The sequence below is a fragment of the Flavobacterium limnosediminis JC2902 genome, assembly GCF_000498535.1.
GTDB lineage: Bacteria > Bacteroidota > Bacteroidia > Flavobacteriales > Flavobacteriaceae > Flavobacterium > Flavobacterium limnosediminis.
This window is the reverse complement of the sequence record NZ_AVGG01000019.1, coordinates 208,938-232,072: the sequence shown is the minus strand read 5'-3', so window position 1 is coordinate 232,072 and position 23,135 is coordinate 208,938. Positions and strand designations below refer to the sequence as shown.

Here is a 23,135-nt window from a genome sequence, read left to right as displayed (position 1 = left end):
ATTTATTTCTATATTTGAACCGATGAAATTATTTACAGCAATACTAACATGCTACTTTGTGCTTCTGACAGGAGCGCAGACAGTTCGTGTTGTAAAGTCGCATGTTTCAGACAGTTGCATGGCTGTGGTCGAAAAAAGCGGCTGTTGCCGGGGCGATGAAATGCAGGATGGCTGTCAGAAAGAAAAATGTGTGCTGAATATCAATTTTTCGGCGGGACAGTTTATTGTGCAACAGATTCAGAACCTTTCTATTCCGGTAACTTTTGAAGTTGAAAAGCAGGAAAATTTAATTTACGAAAAAACGTTTATACCCAAATATTACAATACATTCTGGCATCCGCCGGAAATGACTTCTTAATTCAGAAACATCAATCAAATTCAAATAAAAAAACAAACAAATAAATTTTAAAATAAAACATTATGAAAAATATCGTAGCAATTTTAGCAGTAGCATTATTTACAGTATCAATGAACGTAACTGCTCAAGAGAAAAAACAAGCTGGTCCAGCTAAAAAAGAAGCAACTACAACAAAAAAAGAAGCTTGCTCTAAAGAAGAGAAGAAAGCATGTGCTTCAGGTGAGAAAAAAGCTTGTTGTGCTGCTAAGAAAGCATAATTCTTTAAGATTATCAGTTAGACGCCCCGAGAAATCGAGGCGTTTTTTGTTTTATGGTGTATGTAACACTTGTTACTGACTACACTTTTTTCCCGTCATACATTTGCTCCATAATCAGGAATAAGTAAATGTTATGAAAAATAAAATCAAACTGTCATTATTGGGAATTTTCGCTGTCTCACAAGCGATGATGGCTCAGGATACACTCCGAATTTCCAAAAACGATTTGTGGCAGAAAGCCTCCGAGAACAACCTCCAATTGAAAATTTCCAATCAGGAATTCAAATCCGCTCAGGCCGATTACCGCCAATCGAATTCCCTCTTTTTACCGAGTATTTCGGCTTCGCACACTGTATTAACCACTACAAATCCGTTAATGGCTTTCGGTTCGAAACTGAATCAGGAAATTTTAACGGCATCCGATTTTAACCCGACGTTGCTGAATAATCCGGAAGTGACTCAAAATTATGCAACTAAAATTGAAGTAGTACAGCCTTTAATCAATGTCGACGGAATCTACGGAAGGCAGGCAGCCAAAGCCAAAATGGAAGCTTATCAGTTGCAAACCGAACGCTCCAAAGAATACCTTCAGCTGGAACTGAACAAAGCGTTTATGCAATTGCAGTTGGCGTACAAAGCAGTAAAAGTGCTGGAAAAAGCCAATACAACTTCCGAAGCGACACTGAAATATGTAGAAAATAATTTCAAACAGGGGTATCTGCAAAAAACCGATGTATTGTCTGTTCAGGTACGTGTAAACGATGTGAAAAATCAACTGCAATACGCAAAAAGCAATGTGCAGAATGCCTCCGATTATTTAGCGTTTCTGCTTCAGGAAGAGATGACCGGAAAAGTATATCTGCCAACGGAAGCACTGGAAAATGCTATTGCGGTGACTTCATTAACGGCGACATTGTCCGATAACCGTAAAGACCTTCAGGCGATGAACAAATCCAGTGAAGCCTATCGCAAAATGATGCAATCCGGAAAAATGAGTTTTCTTCCGCGTCTGAATGCGTTTGGTTCGTATGAATTGTATGATACGCAACTTTTCGGAATGGGAGCCAGCGGTTATGTACTGGGAGCACAGCTTTCCTGGTCGTTGTTTGACGGTTATAAAACCATCGGAAAATCTCAAAAGGTAAAAGCCGATTTCCAGAAATCCGAATTGGATGTGAAACAGTACAAAGCGCAAAGTCAGTTGGAACTGAACAAAACCAACCGTCAGTTGCTGGACGCTGAAAATAAAGTAAACCTTTCCCGATTAGCGTTCGAACAATCGCAGGAAGCGCAAAGAATCCGTAAAAACCGATTCACGCAAGGACTTGAAAAAACGACCGATGTTTTGTTATCGGAAACCCAAGTGGCCCAAAAAGAACTGGAGTATCTGCAAGCGGTTTTCGAATACAATTTCACACAACAATACCAACAATTTCTAACACAATAAATCAACTACCATGAATAGAATCAGTAAATCTTTAATGATAATCGGAACCGCTGTTTTTTTGGCGAATTGTTCCGGAGATAAAAAACAGGAAGCAGTTGTTCAACCGACAGTTTCCGTAAAAGTGAGCACGCCTTCCGGTGATTCGGGAAGCCCGTTTGTAACCGCAAGCGGAAAAATTGAAGCCGAAAACAGTGCCAACTTAAGTACCCGAATGATGGGGTATGTGACAAAAGTAAACGTAAAAGTTGGTCAGAATGTAAAAGCCGGACAACTTCTGGTAGCAGTGAGCAGTACCGATTTACAGGCAAGAAAAGCACAGGTGGACGCATCCATTATTCAGGCAGAAGCCGCTTATAAAAATGCGAAGAAAGATTATGATCGTTTCGTAAACCTGTACAGTCAGCAAAGTGCGTCGCAAAAAGAACTGGACGATATGACCGCGCGTTACGAAATGGCAAAAGCCGGACTGGAAGCCGCAAGACAAATGCGAAATGAAGTACTGGCCCAGTTTTCCTATTCGAACATAACCGCTCCTTTTTCGGGTGTTGTGACCAATACATTTGTGAAAGAAGGCGATATGGCGAATCCGGGTATGCCGCTGGTGAGCATCGAAGGTTCGGGACGTCTTCAGGTAACCGCGATGGTTTCTGAATCGGACATCACTTCCATCAAAAACGGAATGCCGGTGAAAGTACTGGTGAAATCCTCAAACAAAGAACTGACCGGGAATGTGTCGGAAATCAGTTTATCAGCCAAAAACACAGGCGGACAATATTTAGTGAAAGTGAATTTAGATAAAACTGATGCGGCTACCTTATCCGGAATGTTTGTCAACATACATTTTCCTGTTGAAAAAACGATTAAAACAAACGAAAGCGATGTGGTTTTAGTACCCGAAAGCGCTTTGGTGAAACAAGGTCAGTTAACCGGAATTTATGTGGTCGGATCCAATAACACTGCGTTATTGCGTTGGATTAAAACCGGTAAATCGTTCGGAAATCAAGTGGAAGTGCTTTCAGGCTTAAACGCTTCCGAAAGTTATGTGATTGAAGCCGAAGGGAAATTGGTTAATGGCGCGAAAATCAGTGTTCAGTAACTGTAAACCGTTAACCGTTAACTGTAAACTTTAAACAAAAGAAATTATGCAAGAAGGTATTTCAGGAAAAATAGCCAATTTCTTTATCAACTCGAAATTAACCATTTTGTTGATGGTGGCTTTGATGATGATAGGCGTATACAGCTCGTTCTTAATTCCGAGGGAAGAAGAACCGCAAATTAATGTTCCGATGGCCGACGTAATGGTGGGTTATCCGGGAGCAAGCCCTGCCGAAGTGGAAAGCCGTGTGGTAAAACCTCTGGAGAAAGTGATTTCCAATATCAAAGGGGTAGAGCACGTACACAGTATGGCCATGAACGGTCAGGCGATGTTGATTGTTCAGTTTTATGTGGGCGAAGACATCGAACGTTCGTATGTGAAATTGTACGACGAATTGAATAAAAATGCTATGAACATGCCTCAGGGCGTGATGCAACCGATGGTGAAAACCCGTTCCATAGACGATGTTCCGATGTTGGGACTGACGTTGTGGAGTGAAAAATACGATGACTACGAGTTACGCCAGATTGCCGGTGAGTTGACCAATGAAATCGAAAAAGTAAAGGACGTAGCCATTACCAATAAAATCGGAGGAAGAAACCGCGAACTGAAAGTGGTTTTGGACAAAGATAAGTTAGCTGAAAACGGAATCGATGCCCTTTCGGTAGTACAGATGATTCAGGCCAACAACCAACAATCACAATCCGGAAGTTTTGTAAGCAAAGACCAGGAGTATTTGTTGACTACAGGGAATTTTTTAACGTCGGATGAAGATGTGGAGAATCTGGTTGTAGGTGTAAACAAAAACATGCCGGTGTATTTAAAACAGGTGGCAGCCGTTCAGGACGGACCCTCATCGCCAAAAAGTTATGTGTCTTTCGGATACGGAACCGGAAATGAGGCGCGAGCGAAAAATACTTCAGAATATCCCGCGGTAACGATTTCGGTAGCCAAAGTGAAAGGTGCCGATGCGATGAAAATCTCTGAGAAAATCATCACCAAAGTAGAAGCATTAAAGAAAACATTGATTCCAAGTGACGTTCATGTGGAAGTGACCCGTAACTACGGAGAAACCGCGTCGCATAAAGTAGGCGAGTTGTTGTTGCACTTGGGTGTAGCTATTATTGCCGTAACGCTTCTGGTAATGTTTGCCATGGGATGGCGCGGCGGACTGGTGGTTTTCTTCTCCGTACCGTTAACGTTTGCGCTGACACTTTTCAGTTATTATTTATTAGGCTACACGCTAAACCGAATCACCCTTTTTGCCCTGGTGTTCGTGGTGGGAATTGTGGTGGATGACAGTATTATCATCGCCGAAAACATGCACCGTCACTTTAAAATGAAGCGACTCCCGTTCAAGCAGGCCGCGATTTATGCGATCAATGAAGTCGGAAACCCTACTATTCTGGCAACATTTACGGTTATTGCGGCTATTTTACCGATGGCTTTCGTATCGGGAATGATGGGGCCGTATATGAGTCCGATGCCTATTGGTGCTTCCATTGCGATGATTTTGTCCTTGTTCGTAGCCTTAACGGTGACGCCTTATTTGGGGTATCATTTGCTTCAGGAAAAAGATGAGCAAAAACACAAAGAGGAGCAAGGTTTGGAAACGAGTTGGATTTATAAAATCTACAATAAAATTGAGCGTCCGTTTTTGGAAAGTTCCAAAAAGCGTTTGATTATGTTCGGAATTACGATTGTCCTGTTATTGGGTTCGGTGTTGATGTTCTTTACCAAATCGGTAGCTGTAAAAATGCTGCCTTTTGATAACAAAAACGAATTTCAGGTGGTAATCGATATGCCGGAAGGAACTACGCTGGAGCGCACTGCGGCGGTTACAAAAGAAATTGCGCAATACCTTTCCCAACGTCCGGAAGTGGTGAGTTACCAGAATTATGTGGGAACCTCTGCGCCCATTACCTTCAATGGTTTGGTGCGTCATTACGACATGCGTGGCGGAAGCAATATGGCCGATATTCAGGTGAATTTACTGCACAAGGAAGACCGAAGCGAACAGAGTCACGACATCGCGAAAGCAGTGCGTCCGGAAATTCAGAAGATTGCCAAAAAATACGGCGCTAATGTGAAAGTGATTGAAGTGCCGCCGGGACCACCGGTATTGTCGACTTTGGTAGCCGAGATTTACGGACCGAATTATGAGGAGCAGATTGAAGTGGCGAATCAGGTAAAAACCATACTGGAAACGACTTCGGATATCGTTGATGTGGATTGGATGACCGAAGACAATCAAACCGAATACAAATTGGAAGTCGACAAAGAAAAAGCCATGTTGTACGGTGTAGCGCCTCAGCAGGTGGTAGCCACGTTAACCACAATCATGAAAGAATATCCGGTTTCCCGATTGTATGATGAAAACTCGAACGACAATATCGGAATCGTATTGGCTTTGGATGATAAGGAGAAAACGAGTCTGCAGGATATTCAGAACATTAAAATCAAATCGGCGCAAGGGACTATGATTCCGGTGAGCGATCTGGTAAAAGTAAAAAACGAAACACTGAAAAAAACGATTTACCGTAAAGACCAAAAACGTGTGGTGTATGTAACTGCTGATATGGCGGGTGTATTGGAAAGTCCGGTGTATGCGATTTTGGGGATGAATGAGAAATTGCAGCAAATGAAGTTGCCGAAAGGCTATAAAGTGAACGAACTGTACATGGAACAACCTTCGGATGAAAGCGATTTCACCGTGAAATGGGATGGTGAATGGCAGATTACTTTGGAAGTCTTCCGTGATTTGGGAGCGGCATTTTTAATCGTGATTATAGTGATTTACATGCTGATTGTGGGCTGGTTCCAGAATTTCAAAACGCCGATTGTCATGATGATGGCCATTCCGTTATCGTTAATCGGAATTGTATTGGGCCACTGGTTGTTAGGTGCTTTCTTCACCGCAACATCCTTTATCGGAATGATTGCTTTGGCGGGAGTTATGGTGCGGAACTCGGTGTTGCTCATCGATTTTATCGAAATCCGACTCAAGGAAGGTGCGCCGTTAAAGCAGGCTATCATTGAAGCCGGAGCGGTAAGAACCACACCCATTTTACTGACGACAGGTGCTGTGGTAATCGGAGCTTCCATCATCTTGTTTGACCCGATTTTCCAAGGGTTGGCGATTTCACTGGTGGCAGGTGCTATCGTATCCACATTATTAACACTGATTGTAGTGCCGCTGATTTATTACATAACTGAAAAACACAAATACGAATAACGATGAAATCGCCATTAACAAGAAGTTTGCGCAAGCATACACCTACGAAAATAAAGCGATAACATATATGACCACTGAAAAATAAATTATACATATATGAAAATGATGATGATAACCGCCGTAAAGGCTTTTGAAGACAACATCAAATTGTTTTTGAAGGAAGCTGAAATCCACAGTTATACCTATCAGGAAGTTAACGGATTTAAAGATTGTTCCGGTCTGTCCGTAAAAGATAATTGGTTTGCCAATGATAAAAGCGAATGTGAATCGGTCCTGTTTCATGTTTTTACCGAAGAATCAAAAGTTGAAGGGTTTCTTCAACATGCCGGTTCGTTCAATGAGGAGCAGCCCACCAAAAATGCGATTCATGCCGTAGTAGTTAACTTAGATAAAATTATATAATTATGATAAACAGAATTATCAGAGCCATAGCAGGGACATTTATACTTATCAGTGTGTTGTTGGCTGTTTATATCAATCAGAATTGGTTGTGGTTCACAGGATTTGTAGCATTGAATCTCCTTCAGTCGTCGTTCACTCAATGGTGTCTGATGGAAGATATTCTCCGCAAAGTTTTTAAAATTCAGGATTAAATCAGAAAATAACCGTCGAAAGGCGGTTTTTTTATGTGCTGTCTTTTTGGAAAAAGCAGTATATTTATGCAAGTAATTAAAAATCAACATCATGAAAAAAATAATGCAGCTTTCGATAGCAGTTGTTCTGCTTATGGTTGGTTTTGGTTGTTCGAGTGATGATGACAGCAGCAATTCGTCATCAAACAATAGCCAGACCATTCAGGATATAAAAAATGCGGTTTCATCAGGAACCTGGCGAATTACTTATTTCTACGATACCGATACGGATGAAACCTCGCATTTTACCGGCTACAATTTTACATTCGGATCCGGTAATGTGTTAACGGCGACTAATGGGGCTAATACGTATACAGGAACTTGGTCGGTAACCGACAGTAACAGCAGCGACGATAGTCCGGAAGATGTTCATTTTAATGTAGGTTTTACTGCTCCGCCAGACTTCGAAGAGTTAACAGACGACTGGGAAGTATTGGAGAATACGGCCACTAAGATACGCCTAACAGATGTTAGCGGGGGCGGAGGCGGAACCGATTTCCTGACTTTTGAGAAGAATTAAAATCGTTCCTCTTTGATGATTGTTGGGATGTCATTTTAAAGGTTGTTTAAAACACAGATTTCACAGATTTTCACAGATTAATTTGTGTGAATCTGTGAAATCTGTGTTTGATTACTTCATACATTGAAATTTAAAGAAATGGAAACCTATTTAATTAGAGCCATTGGCGTTTCAGATTTGTGTTTGTGTCCAAACGAAAAGCTTCTGATTGGTTTTTTATTACCTCAAAGTTAAAACTTTGCACCTCTGTCACTTTGCGACTTTGTGACTTTATATTATCTTTGCACCTCATTAAACAAAAACTATCATGTTTGATAATTTAAGCGATAAACTCGACAAAGCCTTCCATATATTAAAAGGGCACGGAAAAATTACCGAAGTGAACGTTGCGGATACTTTGAAAGAAGTACGGCGTGCTTTACTTGATGCCGACGTTAACTTTAAGATTGCCAAAGATTTTACCTCACGTGTAAAAGACAAAGCCATTGGTCAGGACGTATTAACGACGTTACAGCCGGGTCAGTTGATGGTGAAACTTGTAAAAGACGAGTTGACCGAATTGATGGGTGGTGATGTGGCCGGAGTTAACTTATCGGGGAATCCTTCTGTGATTTTGATGTCCGGTTTGCAAGGTTCGGGTAAAACCACTTTCTCCGGGAAGTTGGCGAATTTCCTTAAAACCAAAAAAGGGAAAAAACCGCTTTTGGTGGCCTGTGATATTTACCGTCCGGCCGCTATCAATCAGTTGCATGTAGTTGGAGATCAGATTGGTGTTGAAGTATATTCAGAACCCGAAAATAAAAACGCGGTTTCCATTGCTGAAAATGCAATCAAACATGCAAAAGCAAACGGTTACAATGTCGTAATTGTCGATACAGCCGGTCGTTTGGCAGTAGACGAGGAGATGATGACCGAAATTGCAAACGTTCACAAAGCGATTCAACCTCAGGAAACCTTATTCGTAGTGGATTCCATGACAGGTCAGGATGCCGTGAATACCGCAAAAGCATTTAATGATCGATTAAATTTTGACGGAGTTGTATTAACGAAATTAGACGGTGATACCCGTGGTGGAGCTGCGATTTCAATCAAATCTGTGGTAGATAAACCGATTAAGTTCATCGGTACAGGAGAGAAAATGGAAGCGATTGACGTTTTCTACCCTGCACGTATGGCAGAACGTATTCTCGGAATGGGGGACGTTGTTTCCTTAGTGGAAAGAGCTCAGGAGCAATACGACGAGGAAGAGGCGCGTAAATTACAGAAGAAAATTGCGAAAAACGAATTCGGTTTCGACGATTTCTTAACGCAAATCCAACAGGTGAAAAAAATGGGTAACATGAAAGACCTTGTAGGGATGATACCTGGTGCCGGAAAAGCGTTGAAAGATGTTGAAATTGAAGACGATGCTTTCAAACATATTGAAGCGATTATTCATTCGATGACACCGGCAGAAAGAACCAAACCGGCACTTTTGGATGCAAAACGTAAAACAAGAATTGCCAAAGGTTCCGGAACCGATATTCAGCAGGTTAATCAATTGTTGAAACAGTTTGACCAGATGAGCAAAATGATGAAGATGATGCAGGGAGCAGGAGGTAAAAACCTAATGCGAATGATGGGCGGAATGAAAGGAATGAGGCCTTAAATATAAAGACGTGAGTAATCGCGTCTTCTTTTTTTAATACTAATACAACAGATATAAAATGCAACTACTAGACGGAAAAAAGACTGCAGAAGATATTAAGGTAGAAATTGCTGCCGAAGTTCAGAAAATGAAAGACAAAGGTGAGAAAGTGCCTCATTTGGCGGCTATCATCGTGGGTAATGACGGTGCAAGTTTAACGTATGTTGGGAGTAAAGTGAAGGCGTGTGAGCGTGTTGGCTTTGAATCGACATTGGTTAAAATGCCGAGCACTACTTCGGAAACCGAATTGCTTAGAAAAATCAAGGAACTGAATGAGGATGACAATATCGATGGATTTATCGTTCAGTTACCGTTGCCGGATCAGATTGATGAGCAGAAAGTGCTTATGGCTGTTTGTCCAAGTAAAGATGTAGATGGTTTTCACCCTGAGAATTTCGGTAAAATGGCGTTGGATATGAGTACGTTCATTCCTGCAACACCATTCGGAATTTTAGAATTGTTGGAGCGTTATAATGTGGATACTGCCGGAAAACACACTGTTGTTATTGGGAGAAGCCATATTGTAGGCCGTCCGATGAGTATTTTGATGGGCCGTAAAGGATTCCCTGGAAATTCAACGGTTACTCTAACGCACAGTCACACTAAAAATATTACGCAAATTACATCTCAGGCCGATATTATCATTACCGCTTTAGGGGTGCCAAATTATCTGAAAGCCGAAATGGTAAAAGACGATGTAGTGGTAATCGATGTGGGAATTACGCGTGTAGCTGATGAAACCAATCCGAAAGGTTATGTAATCACCGGTGACGTTGATTTTGAAAATGTAAGCAAAAAAGCATCGTTCATCACGCCTGTTCCTGGTGGGGTAGGACCGATGACCATCGCAATGCTGATGAAAAATACCTTATTGGCCAGAGAACAAAAAATGGCAAAATAAATGCAGGTACTTCACGCGGATAAAGACCAACTTCACATTGTCAGGGATTTAGCTTATAAGATCTGGCCGGAAGCCTATGAGGAAATTCTCTCTGAGGCACAGTTGGATTATATGCTGGAGAATTTTTATGCCATTCCCGCTTTGGAAGAGCAAATGGAGAAGGGGCATGTTTTTTTATTAGCGGAAGAAAATGATGTTTATTATGGTTTTGCATCATACGAGATAAATTGCAACAACACCGGAAAAACCAAGTTACACAAAATTTATGTATTGCCGGAAACTCAGGGTAAAGGATTAGGGAAACTGCTTTTATCGGAAGTGGAAAAAGCAGCTTTAAATGACGGAAATTCGCATTTGTTTCTGAACGTGAACCGTTATAACAGTGCTCAGGAATTCTATAAACGCCTGGGTTTTGTAATTGTACATGAAGAAGATATCGAAATCGGTAGGGGGTATCTCATGGAAGATTTTGTTATGGAAAAACCTTTATAAATAAAAAAACCAAGATGAAAGTCTTGGTTTTTTTGTCTGCAGTTTATGTTTTTATTACATTTTTGATCACTTATATACTTATGTTATTAAACCGACCACATTTTTAGCGCCGGTTTTGGTGAAAAGATTTGCCGGTGTGTTTCAGCTGTATTGATGCTGATAAATAGTTTTTTTGCTAAAATAATTCTCTGAGTTCAATTTTTAAGACCTTACAAATTTTGCCAAGAGTAGTAATGGAAGTATTGATTTCGCCACGTTCAATCCTGCCAACCTGATTTCTGGGAATAGCGGCCTCATTTGATACACTTTCCTGTGATAGGTTCAGTTGCAATCGCTTTTCTCTAATTTTTTCACCTATCGTTTTTACAATTTCCTGTTGCTCATTTTCTATCATGTTATAAAATTGCATATTTTTTATAAACTATACGGACACATATCAGTGTCAATTGCATGTATTTTGTTAAAATTTCTAATATTTGAAAATATGTTAACTTTTTTTCACAAAATGAATAACCGGTGTTATTATTATTTTATCGGTATTTTTGAAATCTGATTTTTTTTTGTTATTTTTTTGTGAAAAGCGCAATAAGCTTCTTTGTAGCGTCGCATATCAATGAAAGTTATTTCTTTCAGTCATGTATTTTTTTTGCAGGAAATCAGGATTTTACAGTTTTATTTTTTAAAATATGGGGAATTGACTCCAGGATTAAGCAGTGTTATTGCTGGTTGTTTATTTTGTCAGAAAATATTATATCTAAAAAAGTTCTGAGTAATAAGATAAGTTTTGAGAATAAAGAAAAAAGGTTATGAGCATAGTCATAACCTTTTCAGTAATTGTTTTTTGTGTCCCTTAAATTACAGAACAATTTATTGATGAGAATTTACTCTCTGTTCGAATTCCGGTTGTTGTTTCTTGGAGGGTACTTCTTTCTGACCTCGCGTTGCACCGGTCTTTTGGTTTCAACCTTCGGTAAACTTGCTTCTTCTGTTTTGCTGGAAGGTTCGATGAGCTGGTTCAGTTCCAGAATCTCGGCATCGCTCAATTCACGGTAACGACCTATTGGCACATCCAGAGAAATGTTAATGATTCGGGTGCGTTTCAGAGAAGTTACCTCATAGCCTAAATATTCACACATACGACGGATTTGTCTGTTCAATCCTTGTGTCAGTACAATACGGAATACAAACTTGCTGATTTGTTCCACTTTACATTTTTTGGTAACGGTATCCAGGATCGGAACACCATTTCCCATGCGTTGAATAAATCGATCAACTATAGGTTTGTTTACCGTTACTACGTATTCTTTTTCGTGGTTGTTACGTGCCCGGAGGATTTTGTTCACGATATCGCCGTCATCGGTCATGAAAATTAACCCTTCACTGGCTTTGTCCAATCGTCCGATTGGGAAAATACGTTTAGGGTAATTGATATAATCAACAATATTGTTTTTTACGCTTTGATTAGTGGTACATTCAATGCCCACGGGTTTGTTGAACGCCAAATAAACCGGTTTGGAAGTTTTTTCACGGATCAGTTTTCCGTCTACGCGGATTTCGTCCTCAGGCGACACTTTTGTTCCCATTTCCGGAACGGTTCCATTGATGGTAATGCGCCCTTCTTCCAGTAGTTTGTCGGCTTCTCTTCTGGAGCAATAACCAGTTTCCGAAAGGAATTTGTTGATACGTGTTTTGTTTTCTTCCATGCTGCAAAAATAACACTTATTTAAATACTAGCATTCTTTGAATTATAATGGATTATCTTTTTTATATCTTTGAAATTCAAATTTACTATCAGATTGAAAAAAACACTACTCCTGCTTATATTTTTCAGCATGTCCCTTTTTGCTCAAAACAGAAAAGGCGAATTTCATCTGGCTCCCGATACCCATCAGCACGAGCTTTATGTCTCTTTTTCCGAATCCGTTGTGCTTGAGGATGAAGATTATCTGAAAGTACTTTTGCAAATTGATGGGATTGAGCGACTGGCAGACGAATTCGGTATTCGTTTTCAGAAAGGAATTGCCATTTCTGATGAAAAAACAGAACTGCTTTATAAATCGGCTTTACAAAACGGTCACGATGGGAAGTCGGTTTTGCGATTGCGGAATATTCTTAAGATTGTAGCGGACAATCCTTCCAATGAGCGATTATTTGAGTTGGCAACGCGTCTTGAGGAACTTGATGAGGTTATTTATTGCAGTTTAATGCCTTTACAGCCGATTCCGCCTCCTAATGATATTGCTCCGGTAACACCAGACTATGAAGCGAATCAGACATATCTGGATGCCAATCCGGGAGTGAACATGCGTTATGCCTGGGGATTAGGTCAGATCGGAACCGGAATCCGGATTCGTGATGTCGAGTATGGGTTTAATAAAAATCACGAAGAATTAGTAGATAAAAATGCTTTTATTGCCACAGGAATGAACATTTCCACCAGTGCCACACCTTCGTACACAGAACACGGAACATCAGTTTTCGGGATCATGTATGCGGATAAGGGAGCGTACGGAATTTCCGGAATGGCTTATGGTGCGACGGAGATGATATTGTTTCCCGAATGGCAACAAAGCGGATATAACAGGGTAAATGCAGTTACTCAGGCTATTGCCAATTCTCAGCCAGGGGGTGATGTGATTGTTTATGAGATGCAGGCATACGGCCAAAGCAATAATTATGTTCCGGCCGAATTTGATAATCCGATTTGGGATCTGACCAAAGCCGCTACCGATGCTGGAATTCTTATTGTGGAAGCGGCCGCTAACGGAAATCAGAATCTTGATTCGGCTTATTATGCATCTTATATGGCAAGAGGAAACTCGGGGGCTATTATAGTCGGTGCCGGTTCTGATAACCTTTTGCACAACCGATTGTCGTACAGTACCTATGGTTCCCGTGTGGATGTTCAGGGGTGGGGTGTTAACGTTCGCGCGTGCGGAACAGGTAATTTGGTGATGATTGGAGGTGATTTTAATCAGGGTTACACCAATTTTTCAGGAACGAGTTCGGCCACACCGATAGTGGCTTCCTGTGTGGTTGTGCTGCAGTCTTATTATCACAGTCTTACCGGAAATTATATGAGTCCGACAGCGATGCGCCAATTATTGCAGACTACCGGGATTCCGCAAGGAACAGGAGTCGCAGGAAATATAGGACCGCTACCTAACATGCAGGCTGCCATTTTGCAAATCAATCAGAATTTGAGTGTGTCCGAAAATGAAGATGTGGCTTTTACGGTATTTCCCAATCCGGTGTCTGATCATTTGAAGGTTATAATTCCGCAATCGGTTGATGCCAATTCCAGGTTAGAAGTGTATACGGCTTTAGGGCAAAAAGTTATGGAACAAACAGTGGTGTCGGGATATAACGAGTATTCTGCTGAAAAACTTTCTCAGGGGATCTATTTTGTGAAGGTAACCAGCGGAAAAAGAACCCATACCCAAAAAATCATTAAGCGCTGATACTATTCCTCAAACAGGAAATTGTTGATTTTCTGATACAAATTTTCGTCGTGTAAACTGTGTCCCAATCCTTTAGTTTCAATGAATTTAGCCGATTTCCATGCTTTGGCAATTTCTTTCCCTTCGTTAAAAGCAACCACATCGTCATCAATATCGTGTGCTATCAATCCTTTTAGGTTGAAAGTTGAGGCGAATTTTTTTCCCGAAAATTCAGAAGGAGAAATTTTGAAGCGTTCCGTAAACTTCTCGGTCAGCAACTGAAAGGTTTTTTCATTGAGACTGATGGTTCTTTTGTAATTGTTCAATAGAATTTCAAACTCGCTCGGAGCTCCTAAAATGACCATTTTCTCTAAAATGGGATTGTTGTATTTGAATTGATAATACAAGCAGGCAGCACCTCCCATCGAATGTCCGATGATAAATTGTGGCTGGAATCTTTCCACCAATGCATTAACATGTTTTGCGTATTGCGGAATGTTAAACTCAACTCCGCTCGAAAGTCCCTGACCCGGGCCGTCCAATGCAATGATCGTGCTTTTCGATTTCCGGAAGTAATTGATAAACTGTTCCCATCGTGAAGCATTGCTTTCCCATCCGTGAACCAGTAAAATTTTGGTTTCGTTGCCTTTCCATGTATAAGTTTGAATACTGTTTTCCTCGTGAAAGAGTACTTCCTGTTCGGCTTCTTTCAAAATATCAGGAATGGCATTTGGGAGTAATTTACCCTCCCGAGGCTGCGTGAAGAATTTGTATGCTAACCGGGCTGCTTTTTTCGGAAAAATATAACTCACCAGGTTAATGTATAACCCGATGGATTTTGTTAAAGTGAAATATGCTATTTTGTTGATGAGTTCCATAAAAAAAAGCTTCCGTTTGGAAGCTTTAAGTTACTTATAATTTAGCAAATAATTGCTGAATTTTGTCTTTTTCTTCGTCAGCCAAAGCGCTGTCTACTAAAATTCTTCCACTGTGCTCATCGGTGATGATTTTCTTTCTGGAAGCAATTTCCATTTGCGTTTGCGGCGGAATCGTAAAAAACGATCCTGCAGAAGCACCACGCTCTATAGATACAACTGCTAAGCCGTTTCTAACGCTTGTACGGATTCTGTCGTAAGCACCTAATAAACGCTCTTCGATTTGTCCGCGGAACTCATCTGACTTACCTGATAAGAAGTTTTCTTCTTTTTCAGTTTCTGACATGATAGCGCTTAATTCTGCTTTTTTGTGCTTTAAATGGTTTTGTTTCGCGTCTAATTTTTCTTTAGTTTCACCTAAAACCACTTTTTTGTGCTCGATGGAAGCTTTCATTTCTTTAATGTGCTTCTCAGCTAATTGAATTTCCAGTTCCTGAAACTCAACTTCTTTTGTTAAAGCGTTGAATTCTCTGTTGTTACGAACTTCTTTTTGTTGGTTCGAATATTTTTTGATCGATTCTTTATGACCTTCGATAGCATTTTTCTTTTCTTTGATTTGCTCTTCGATAGTATCTAAATCACCTTTTAATTTATCTAAACGAGTGCTTAATCCTGCTACTTCATCTTCTAAATCTTCCACTTCTAAAGGTAGTTCACCTCTAACATTTCTGATTTCATCGATTCTTGAATCGATTAGCTGTAAATCATAAAGAGCTCTTAATTTTTCTTCTACACTTAGTTCTTTGATGTTTGCCATATTTTAAAAGTACTTAACTGGATTTGTATTTTCTTGCGATAAAATGATCCCGCCAAAAGGCGACGAAGGTGCAAAATTACTAATTTTTTTCGTAAGATAGTCAACTATATGGTTTTTTGTAAACCTTTCACTTTCAAAATGTCCGATATCGGCTAATAATAGTTTATTTTCGGCTTCATAAAACTGATGGTATTTTAAATCGGCCGTAAGAAAAGCATCGGCTCCGGAAGCAATGGCGTTTTTTATGGCAAAACTTCCTGAACCACCTAAAACAGCCACTTTTTTTATTGATTTATTTAAAAACTGACTGTGACGAATGCCACCGCAATCTATTTTTTCTTTTACGAATTTGAGAAAATCGGTCTCATTCATCTCTTGAGGTAATTCGCCAATCATACCCAATCCGATATTCTGATGCGCGTTTTGTAAATCATAAATTTCATAGGCAACTTCTTCGTAAACATGAGTCGTAAAAAGAGCTTTCAGAATTTTTGACTGTAAATGTTTTTCAAAAATAACTTCAATTTTAATCTCTTCATTTTCCACAAATTCGAAGCGCTCGCCAATTTCGGGATTGCTTTCTTCGTTGCCCATGTAGGTTCCGATGCCTTTCGAATTGAAACTACAGTCTTCATAATTACCTATTTTCCCCGCTCCGGCATCAAACAACGCATTGCGCAGTTCTTCTACGTTTTCTGGGATGGTATAGGTGACCAGTTTCTGAATGAAATTTTGTTTCGGAATCAGGATTTTGGTGTTGATTAAGCCCAAGGCATTGCAAAAAATTTTGTTGACACCTTGTTTATGGTTGTCCAGTGCGGTGTGAACGGCATAAATGGCAATGTCGTTTTTAATCGCTTTGATGACAGCGCGCTCCACATAATTTTTCCCGGTGATTTTCTTCAGTCCCGAAAATAAAATAGGATGGAAGCAAACGATCAGATTGCATTTCTTTGAAACGGCTTCGTCAATAACCGATTCCAGGGCATCGTGACAAACCAAAACACCGGTGGCTTCGGTATTAGCATCGCCAACCAATAGGCCGACATTGTCAAAATCTTCGGCATAAGCCAAAGGCGCCATTTCTTCTAAAACGGAAAGGATTTCTTTTATCTGCATATTTGATTGTTAGATTGTTGGACTTTCTTAGATTTTTAGACTTCTTAGATTTTTGGATTTTCTTAGATGGTTAGACTTTCTTAGATTGTTTAGATATCAAATAACCAAATCCACAAATCCACATCACCATTACAAAGTAACGAATTTAGTAAGAACTTTTCTCAAAAAGCTAAAAAATAGCTACATTCGTATTATGAATTTTCTTCGTAAAATACTCTTTCCGTTTGCTGTTTTGTATGGCTTTGTAACTTCCGTTCGCAATATTTTGTTTGATAAAGGAATTCTGAAATCGGTTGCGTTTGATCTGCCGGTTATTGCTGTTGGTAATTTGAGTGTTGGCGGAACAGGTAAAACACCCCAGATTGAGTATTTAATCCGATTATTGTCTGAAAACCATAAAATTTCGACGCTAAGCCGTGGTTACAAACGAAAATCGGAAGGTTTTGTTTTGGCCGATGCGACTTCCGATGCCGGGATTCTGGGTGATGAACCGTATCAGTTTTATCAGAAATTCCCATCTATTCAGGTGGCAGTAGACGCGAACAGGATAAATGGAATAACGCAGTTGCTTTCACAAGACAATGCGCCGGAGGTTATTTTACTGGACGACGCTTTTCAGCACCGGAAGGTAAAAGCGGGTTTTTACATCCTGCTGACGGCTTATAATGATTTGTATTGTGATGATTTGATACTACCTGCCGGAAATCTAAGGGAAAGCAGGAGTGGGGCTGATCGTGCCGATGTTATCGTGGTTACTAAATGTCCGCCGCAGTTATCCGCGAAGCAACAGGATGCAATTAAATTCCGACTGAAACCAGCGAAGCACCAGCAGGTGTTTTTTACCTGTATTGAATATGACGGTTGTGTTTATTCGGAAGAGAAGCAACTCCTGATGGAAGAATTAGCGGGAGCCGATAAATTGCTTCTGGCCGGAATTGCAAAACCTGAACCTTTTTTTGAGTATCTGCAGGATGCAAAAACCGAAACTTTGGTTTTTCCGGACCATCACGACTTTACACAACGGGATATCGAAGCGATTAAAACAAAAGCAAAAAACAACATCATCATTACAACCGAAAAGGATTTTGTCCGTTTGAAAGGGAAATTGCCAAAGGAGCAGTTGTTTTATTTGCCTATAAAAAGTTCGTTTCTGAATGACAGTGCCGTTTTTGATAAAATAATTTTGAATTATGTGGGAACAAGTACAGGAAACCGTTAGTTTCATAAAAGCAGCAACGGGTTTTACACCGGAATATGGTGTTATTTTAGGCTCGGGTTTGGGTGGATTTACTTCCGATATGGAAATTGAGTATACTTTACCTTATGAGGAAATCCCGAATTTCCCTGTTTCCACTGTGGAAGGGCATAAAGGCGCTTTGGTTTTCGGAACCATCGAAGGAAAAAAGGTGGTTGCCATGCAGGGTCGTTTTCATTTTTATGAAGGATATGATATGAAGCAGGTAACGTTTCCCGTTCGTGTGATGAAATTTTTAGGGATTGAAAAACTCATTGTGTCGAATGCTTCCGGAGGGGTAAATCCGAATTATAAGGTTGGATCCATTGTTGTTATAAAGGATCACGTGAACATGATGCCGGAACATCCGCTTCGCGGGAAAAATGACGAGCGTTTTGGGCCCCGTTTCGTAAACATGAGCGAGCCGTACAGCAGGAGAATGATTGTTAAGGCAAAAGAAATAGCGCAGTCATTAAATATTGTTTTGCAGGAAGGGGTTTATCTCGGATTGCAAGGGCCAACATTTGAAACTCTGGCCGAATACAGAATGGTAAAAGCCTTGGGCTGTGACTGTGTCGGGATGTCAACGGTTCCGGAAGTTATCGTAGCTCGTCATATGGAACTGGAAACATTCGGTGTTTCGGTGATTACCGATATGGGTGACGAAGAGAGTATCGGGACAATCACGCATACTGAAGTTCTGGAAGCCGCCAAAGAAGCAGAGCCCAAAGTCAGAACCCTAATTAAAAACCTGATTATTCAGTATTGATATTTTGATGGATGGTGGTTGCGATAACCTCATAGAATTTCTCGGGATCAAACGGTTTTGTGATCACATCATTCATTCCGAAAGAGAGTAGCATTTCCTTGTTTTCATCCAATGAAATAGCTGTAAGAGCAACTATAGGTGTGTCCTGGTTGAATTTTCGGATCAGTTCCGTCGCTATTGTTCCGTTAATGCCGGGAAGATGAACGTCCATCAAAACCAAATCGTAGGTGTTCTGACGCATGTGTTCGACTGCGTCCTCTCCGTTTTCGATGATATGGCAATGCATTTTCTTTCTTTCCAGCATCTTTTGTGTGATCATCTGATTGATTTTATTGTCTTCAACCAAAAGGATTTTTTTGTCTTCCAGCCATTTGTTATCATAAACAGGAGCGATTTTTTTGTCTATTTTCTTCTCGCTTATGCGGAGTGCTATCTCAAAATGGAATCGGGAACCTTTGCCTTCTTCGCTGTCCAGTTTTATTTTGCCGCCCAATAAGGTTACTAATCTTTTAACGATTGCAAGTCCAAGGCCGGTGCCGCCGTATTTTCGGTTGATTTCCACGGAACCTTGTGTGAAGCTGTCGAAAATTGTGTCAATACGTTCTTTGGGAATTCCGATTCCGGTATCGCGTACTTCAAAATGAATCCTGACAGAATTTGCTTTTTCCTTTTTAACCACCGCTGAAACCCAAACATTTCCGTTTGTTGTAAACTTAATGGCGTTGTTGATCAGATTGATTAAAATCTGTGATAATTTTGTCGGATCACCGATTAAAGTGGACGGTATTTTTTCGTCAATTTCGAGATGGTAAACCGTTTTGTTTTTATTGGCGATTTCAGAGAAAGACCCTACGATATTTTCAAGCAGATCCCTTAAATCAAAGTCGATACTTTCCACTTCAACCACGTCAGATTCCACACGATTGATTTCAAGTATGTCGTTGATGAAGGTTAAAAGATAATTTCCTGAAAATTTCAGTGAATTCAGGTAATTCATCTGACTGGGTTTCGGGTTGTCTTCAATTAATATATGCGTAATACCGTTGATGGCGTTCAATGGGGTTCGCAATTCGTGGCTTACCGTGGAAAGGAATTCAGCACGGGCCTTCGACGCTTTTTCCGCTCTTTCTTTCTCGGTCTCAAGTTCCTGATTTTTGTCTTTCAGGAGCTGATTTGTTTTTGTTCGGATAATATTGTTTTTGTAAAGCGAAAGACTCAAAAGGGATAAAATGGAGATTAAAGCAATACTCAGGATACTGATTAACTTTGAGAATTTAATCGATTTTTCCTGTGCTTTGTTCTCGCGATTTGTTTTGTCAATGGTTTTTAATTGCTCCGTTGCGATGTATCTTTCGTAAGCGGGTACATTGGCTGTTTTTGTCCGGATATTAAAAATGGAATCGCGGATGACGATAAACTTTTTTAAATAGAAGTGAGATTTGCTGATGTTTTTAGTGGTTTCAAACATCTCGCTTAATCGTCTTAGTATGCGTAGTTTCTGGTTTGTATTATAGCCTTCAATGGAAATCGTGTATGCTTTTTCCAGATTTGCAATGGCAGATTGTGGGTCTTTTTCTGCTTCGATTTCCGCTAATTCAAAATAGGCTTCTGCCTTGGTTTCGGGAAGAGTTTCGATATCGTTTTTAGTTGCGATTGATCTGAATTTTTTTAAAGCGCCTTCAGTATTTCCTTTTCTTTTTTGGACGATACCTTTTTGAAGTTCAATTAAATCGAGAGCTTCCGGAATATTTACAGTTTTATATTCTGCCATCGACTTGTTCAGATAGTTTTCCGCAAGATTTAAATTGTTTTTTTTCAGATAACTTTGTCCCAGACTGTAGTAGCAGAATGCACTGTTTGATGACGGGGTTAAATTGTTATAGATGGTTATGCTTCGGATATAATTTTCGATAGCTTCGTCCTGTCTGTCCAATTCGCCGTAGATACTGCCAATGCTAAGATGGCTGTCTGCCAATTCTTTCTGAAGTTTCTTTTTAGTGGCATACTGTTTTGCTTTTCGGGCATACGTGAGCGCTTTATCGTAATCGAAACTGCTTTTGTGGAAATTGGAAACTTCCAGGTAATATGAAACACTGTCAACGGTAACGGTCTCATTTTTCTCTTGCGAAAAACAACTGATTTTTGCTGATAATAAGAAGAGTAAAACGTATAGATGCTTCATGATTATGCTTGAAATTCGCATAAATATAGGAAATTATTTCTTAGATAAAAAACCGATAAGGTCAATTATTCGAGAAGAATAGCCAATCTCATTGTCGTACCATCCGACAACTTTCACCATTTTATCAATCACGGATGTGAGCTGAGCGTCGAAGAGGCAGGAATTGGTATTGCCTAAAATATCCACTGAAACAATAGGGTCTTCAGTGTAATCAAGGATGTTTTTGAGCTCGTTTTCAGAAGCTTTTTTAAAAGCATTGTTAATTTCGGCTATGGAAACTTCTCTTTTTACATTGAAGGTGATGTCGGTTAAAGAACCGTCCGGTACCGGAACCCTGATGCCGCATCCGCCCATTTTGCCTTCCAGATGAGGAAAGATTTTTGTAATGGCTTTAGCTGCTCCGGTGGTGGTAGGTACGATGGATTGTGAGGCGCCACGGGCTCTTCGCAAATCTTTATGAGGCTGGTCGTGCAAACTCTGATCGGTTGTATAGGAATGAACCGTTGTGATGTAAGCCTGTTCGATGCCGCATAGTTCCTCGATAACTTTAATCATTGGCGCTGCGTTATTAGTGGTGCAGCTTGCATTGGAAACAATTAATTCTGTTCCGTCCAAAATGTGTTCGTTTACGCCTAAAACAACTGTTTTTATGGCGTCGGTTTCCGAAGGAGCAGAGAGAATTACTTTTTTTGCACCCGCAGCAATGTGTTTGCTGATGTCTTCGTAAGTCTTGTATTTTCCTGTGGCTTCAACTACAAAGTCAATGTCGGAATCCTTCCAGTTAAGGTTTGAGATTTCCTTTTCACTGTGAAATAAAAAAGATTTTCCGTTTACAAGGATTGAAGTTTCGTCGGAAGTGACGGTATGGGGCAACACTCCGTGAATACTATCGTATTTCAGTAAATGCGCCATCGTTTTTATATCGGCAATGTCATTAATGGCAACCACTTCAATCGTGGGGTGATTTAAAAGCAATCGGAATAGATTTCTTCCGATTCTTCCAAAACCATTGATGGCAATTCGTGTTTTCAAATTCGTAATTTGTAATTTTTAATTCGTAATTCTAAAGAATATGTTTTTGAGCGTGGTATGAAGAACGAACCAAAGCACCGCTTTCCACATGACGGAAACCTAATTCTTTTCCGATCTGCTCGTATTTTGCAAATTGTTCCGGTGTGATGAATTCCTTAACCGGCAAATGTTTTTTGCTGGGTTGTAAATACTGACCGATGGTTACGATATCCACATTGGCATCACGTAAATCGTGCAGGGTCTGAATCACTTCTTCTTCGGTTTCTCCAAGACCAAGCATGATGCCGGATTTGGTTCTGCGGATACCCTGATCTTTCAGATATTTTAAAACCGCCAAACTTCTGTCGTATTTAGCCTGGATGCGCACCTCGCGGGTTAAACGGCGAACGGTTTCCATATTGTGGGAGACTACCTCCGGACTCACTTCCACGATTCGGTCGATGTTTCTTTCCACACCTTGAAAATCGGGTATCAGGGTTTCCAGAGTGGTTTCCGGATTCATTCTTCGGATGGCTTTTACCGTTTCCGCCCAAATGATGGAACCCATATCTTTAATATCGTCACGATCAACACTGGTTACTACCGCGTGTTTAATGTTCATGATTTTGATGGAACGGGCCACTTTTTCAGGTTCATCCCAATCCACTGTTTCCGGTCTTCCGGTTTTTACACCGCAAAAGCCACATGAACGCGTACAGACATTCCCAAGAATCATAAAGGTAGCAGTTCCGTCTCCCCAGCATTCACCCATATTAGGACAACTCCCCGAAGTACAGATGGTATTCAGTTTATATTTGTCAACCAATCCTCGTAATTCTGTGTATTTCTTACCGGTAGGCAGTTTTACGCGTAACCATTTTGGTTTTCCTGTCGGAAGTATGTTGGATTCTAAAACCGTGTTCATAGTCTCATCAGATTTGGTGCAAAGATAAGCATTGTTGTTAATCTGACGATTGGTTTAACGCATTTTTAATAGGGTATATGATAATGGCTTCTGCCGCTTTTCCCATCCGGATAAAAAGTGTTATTTTAGCAAAAACGT

Annotated in this window: 22 protein-coding genes; 14 read left to right on the top strand and 8 right to left on the bottom strand. The window is 40.3% G+C overall.

Annotated features, from left to right (window positions below):
* Nucleotides 1-22 precede the first annotated feature (22 nt).
* The 11 genes from FLJC2902T_RS13930 to FLJC2902T_RS13880 all read left to right on the top strand — a co-directional run bounded on the left by FLJC2902T_RS13930 (nt 23) and on the right by FLJC2902T_RS13880 (nt 10,625).
* Nucleotides 23-358 (top strand): hypothetical protein, encoded by a 336-nt coding sequence (locus FLJC2902T_RS13930; protein WP_155958918.1) that lies wholly within the window; start codon nt 23-25, stop codon nt 356-358.
* Between the two features lie 62 nt (nt 359-420).
* Complete coding sequence (locus FLJC2902T_RS13925) at nt 421-615, top strand: hypothetical protein (protein ID WP_023580451.1); 195 nt, start codon at nt 421-423, stop codon at nt 613-615.
* Nucleotides 616-748: 133 nt separating this feature from the next.
* Nucleotides 749-2,062 (top strand): TolC family protein, encoded by a 1,314-nt coding sequence (locus tag FLJC2902T_RS13920; protein ID WP_023580450.1) that lies wholly within the window; start codon nt 749-751, stop codon nt 2,060-2,062.
* Between the two features lie 10 nt (nt 2,063-2,072).
* Nucleotides 2,073-3,158 carry an efflux RND transporter periplasmic adaptor subunit gene (locus FLJC2902T_RS13915; RefSeq protein WP_035678831.1) on the top strand — a complete coding sequence of 362 codons (1,086 nt, stop codon included), beginning with the start codon at nt 2,073-2,075 and terminating at the stop codon, nt 3,156-3,158.
* Nucleotides 3,159-3,204: 46 nt separating this feature from the next.
* Nucleotides 3,205-6,393, top strand: coding sequence for an efflux RND transporter permease subunit (locus tag FLJC2902T_RS13910; RefSeq protein WP_023580448.1), 3,189 nt, complete (start codon nt 3,205-3,207; stop codon nt 6,391-6,393).
* Nucleotides 6,394-6,495: 102 nt separating this feature from the next.
* Complete coding sequence (locus tag FLJC2902T_RS13905) at nt 6,496-6,795, top strand: hypothetical protein (protein ID WP_155958917.1); 300 nt, start codon at nt 6,496-6,498, stop codon at nt 6,793-6,795.
* A gap of 2 nt (nt 6,796-6,797) precedes the next feature.
* Nucleotides 6,798-6,986, top strand: a complete 189-nt coding sequence (locus tag FLJC2902T_RS13900; RefSeq protein ID WP_023580446.1) for a YgaP family membrane protein — start codon at nt 6,798-6,800, stop codon at nt 6,984-6,986.
* Nucleotides 6,987-7,077: 91 nt separating this feature from the next.
* Nucleotides 7,078-7,545: a hypothetical protein gene (locus tag FLJC2902T_RS13895; RefSeq protein WP_023580445.1), complete on the top strand. Its 468-nt coding sequence runs from the start codon at nt 7,078-7,080 to the stop codon at nt 7,543-7,545.
* A 307-nt stretch (nt 7,546-7,852) separates the two neighbouring features.
* A complete protein-coding gene (ffh, locus tag FLJC2902T_RS13890) occupies nt 7,853-9,193 on the top strand; it encodes a signal recognition particle protein (RefSeq protein WP_023580444.1) in 1,341 nt (446 codons plus the stop codon).
* Between the two features lie 58 nt (nt 9,194-9,251).
* Nucleotides 9,252-10,133: a bifunctional 5,10-methylenetetrahydrofolate dehydrogenase/5,10-methenyltetrahydrofolate cyclohydrolase gene (locus FLJC2902T_RS13885; protein WP_023580443.1), complete on the top strand. Its 882-nt coding sequence runs from the start codon at nt 9,252-9,254 to the stop codon at nt 10,131-10,133.
* Nucleotides 10,134-10,625, top strand: coding sequence for a GNAT family N-acetyltransferase (locus tag FLJC2902T_RS13880; protein WP_023580442.1), 492 nt, complete (start codon nt 10,134-10,136; stop codon nt 10,623-10,625).
* A gap of 175 nt (nt 10,626-10,800) precedes the next feature.
* On the opposite strand, the gene FLJC2902T_RS13875 is transcribed toward FLJC2902T_RS13880, so the two are convergent.
* Both FLJC2902T_RS13875 and rluF read right to left on the bottom strand, forming a co-directional pair.
* Entirely contained in the window at nt 10,801-11,034 is a 234-nt protein-coding gene (locus FLJC2902T_RS13875) for a helix-turn-helix domain-containing protein (RefSeq protein WP_023580441.1), read from the bottom strand.
* Nucleotides 11,035-11,506: 472 nt separating this feature from the next.
* Nucleotides 11,507-12,328 carry a 23S rRNA pseudouridine(2604) synthase RluF gene (rluF, locus tag FLJC2902T_RS13870; RefSeq protein ID WP_023580439.1) on the bottom strand — a complete coding sequence of 274 codons (822 nt, stop codon included), beginning with the start codon at nt 12,326-12,328 and terminating at the stop codon, nt 11,507-11,509.
* A gap of 93 nt (nt 12,329-12,421) precedes the next feature.
* Here rluF and FLJC2902T_RS13865 point away from each other — a divergent pair, with 93 nt between their 5' ends.
* Nucleotides 12,422-14,086 carry a S8 family peptidase gene (locus tag FLJC2902T_RS13865; protein ID WP_023580438.1) on the top strand — a complete coding sequence of 555 codons (1,665 nt, stop codon included), beginning with the start codon at nt 12,422-12,424 and terminating at the stop codon, nt 14,084-14,086.
* 2 nt (nt 14,087-14,088) lie between these two features.
* Here FLJC2902T_RS13865 and FLJC2902T_RS13860 read toward each other — a convergent pair whose 3' ends face one another.
* The 3 genes from FLJC2902T_RS13860 to FLJC2902T_RS13850 are packed head-to-tail and all read right to left on the bottom strand — an operon-like array spanning nt 14,089 to nt 16,876.
* Nucleotides 14,089-14,943 carry an alpha/beta hydrolase gene (locus FLJC2902T_RS13860; protein ID WP_023580437.1) on the bottom strand — a complete coding sequence of 285 codons (855 nt, stop codon included), beginning with the start codon at nt 14,941-14,943 and terminating at the stop codon, nt 14,089-14,091.
* A gap of 34 nt (nt 14,944-14,977) precedes the next feature.
* Nucleotides 14,978-15,757, bottom strand: a complete 780-nt coding sequence (locus tag FLJC2902T_RS13855; protein WP_023580436.1) for a zinc ribbon domain-containing protein — start codon at nt 15,755-15,757, stop codon at nt 14,978-14,980.
* A gap of 3 nt (nt 15,758-15,760) precedes the next feature.
* Entirely contained in the window at nt 15,761-16,876 is a 1,116-nt protein-coding gene (locus FLJC2902T_RS13850; RefSeq protein ID WP_023580435.1) for a Nif3-like dinuclear metal center hexameric protein, read from the bottom strand.
* Nucleotides 16,877-17,069: 193 nt separating this feature from the next.
* Here FLJC2902T_RS13850 and lpxK point away from each other — a divergent pair, with 193 nt between their 5' ends.
* Together lpxK and FLJC2902T_RS13840 are read left to right on the top strand one after the other, a co-directional pair.
* Nucleotides 17,070-18,095, top strand: coding sequence for a tetraacyldisaccharide 4'-kinase (gene lpxK, locus FLJC2902T_RS13845; protein ID WP_023580434.1), 1,026 nt, complete (start codon nt 17,070-17,072; stop codon nt 18,093-18,095).
* Nucleotides 18,067-18,879 carry a purine-nucleoside phosphorylase gene (locus FLJC2902T_RS13840; protein WP_035678821.1) on the top strand — a complete coding sequence of 271 codons (813 nt, stop codon included), beginning with the start codon at nt 18,067-18,069 and terminating at the stop codon, nt 18,877-18,879. Before lpxK ends, FLJC2902T_RS13840 begins: the two co-directional genes overlap by 29 nt.
* Here FLJC2902T_RS13840 and FLJC2902T_RS13835 read toward each other — a convergent pair.
* The 3 genes from FLJC2902T_RS13835 to lipA are packed head-to-tail and all read right to left on the bottom strand — an operon-like array spanning nt 18,866 to nt 22,997.
* Entirely contained in the window at nt 18,866-21,061 is a 2,196-nt protein-coding gene (locus FLJC2902T_RS13835) for a tetratricopeptide repeat-containing hybrid sensor histidine kinase/response regulator (RefSeq protein WP_023580432.1), read from the bottom strand. The two genes, FLJC2902T_RS13840 and FLJC2902T_RS13835, sit on opposite strands and share 14 nt — an antisense overlap.
* A 33-nt stretch (nt 21,062-21,094) precedes the next feature.
* On the bottom strand, nt 21,095-22,093 hold the full coding sequence (gap, locus tag FLJC2902T_RS13830) for a type I glyceraldehyde-3-phosphate dehydrogenase (protein ID WP_023580431.1): 999 nt from the start codon (nt 22,091-22,093) through the stop codon (nt 21,095-21,097).
* A gap of 31 nt (nt 22,094-22,124) precedes the next feature.
* On the bottom strand, nt 22,125-22,997 hold the full coding sequence (gene lipA, locus FLJC2902T_RS13825; RefSeq protein ID WP_023580430.1) for a lipoyl synthase: 873 nt from the start codon (nt 22,995-22,997) through the stop codon (nt 22,125-22,127).
* Nucleotides 22,998-23,135: the final 138 nt, after the last annotated feature.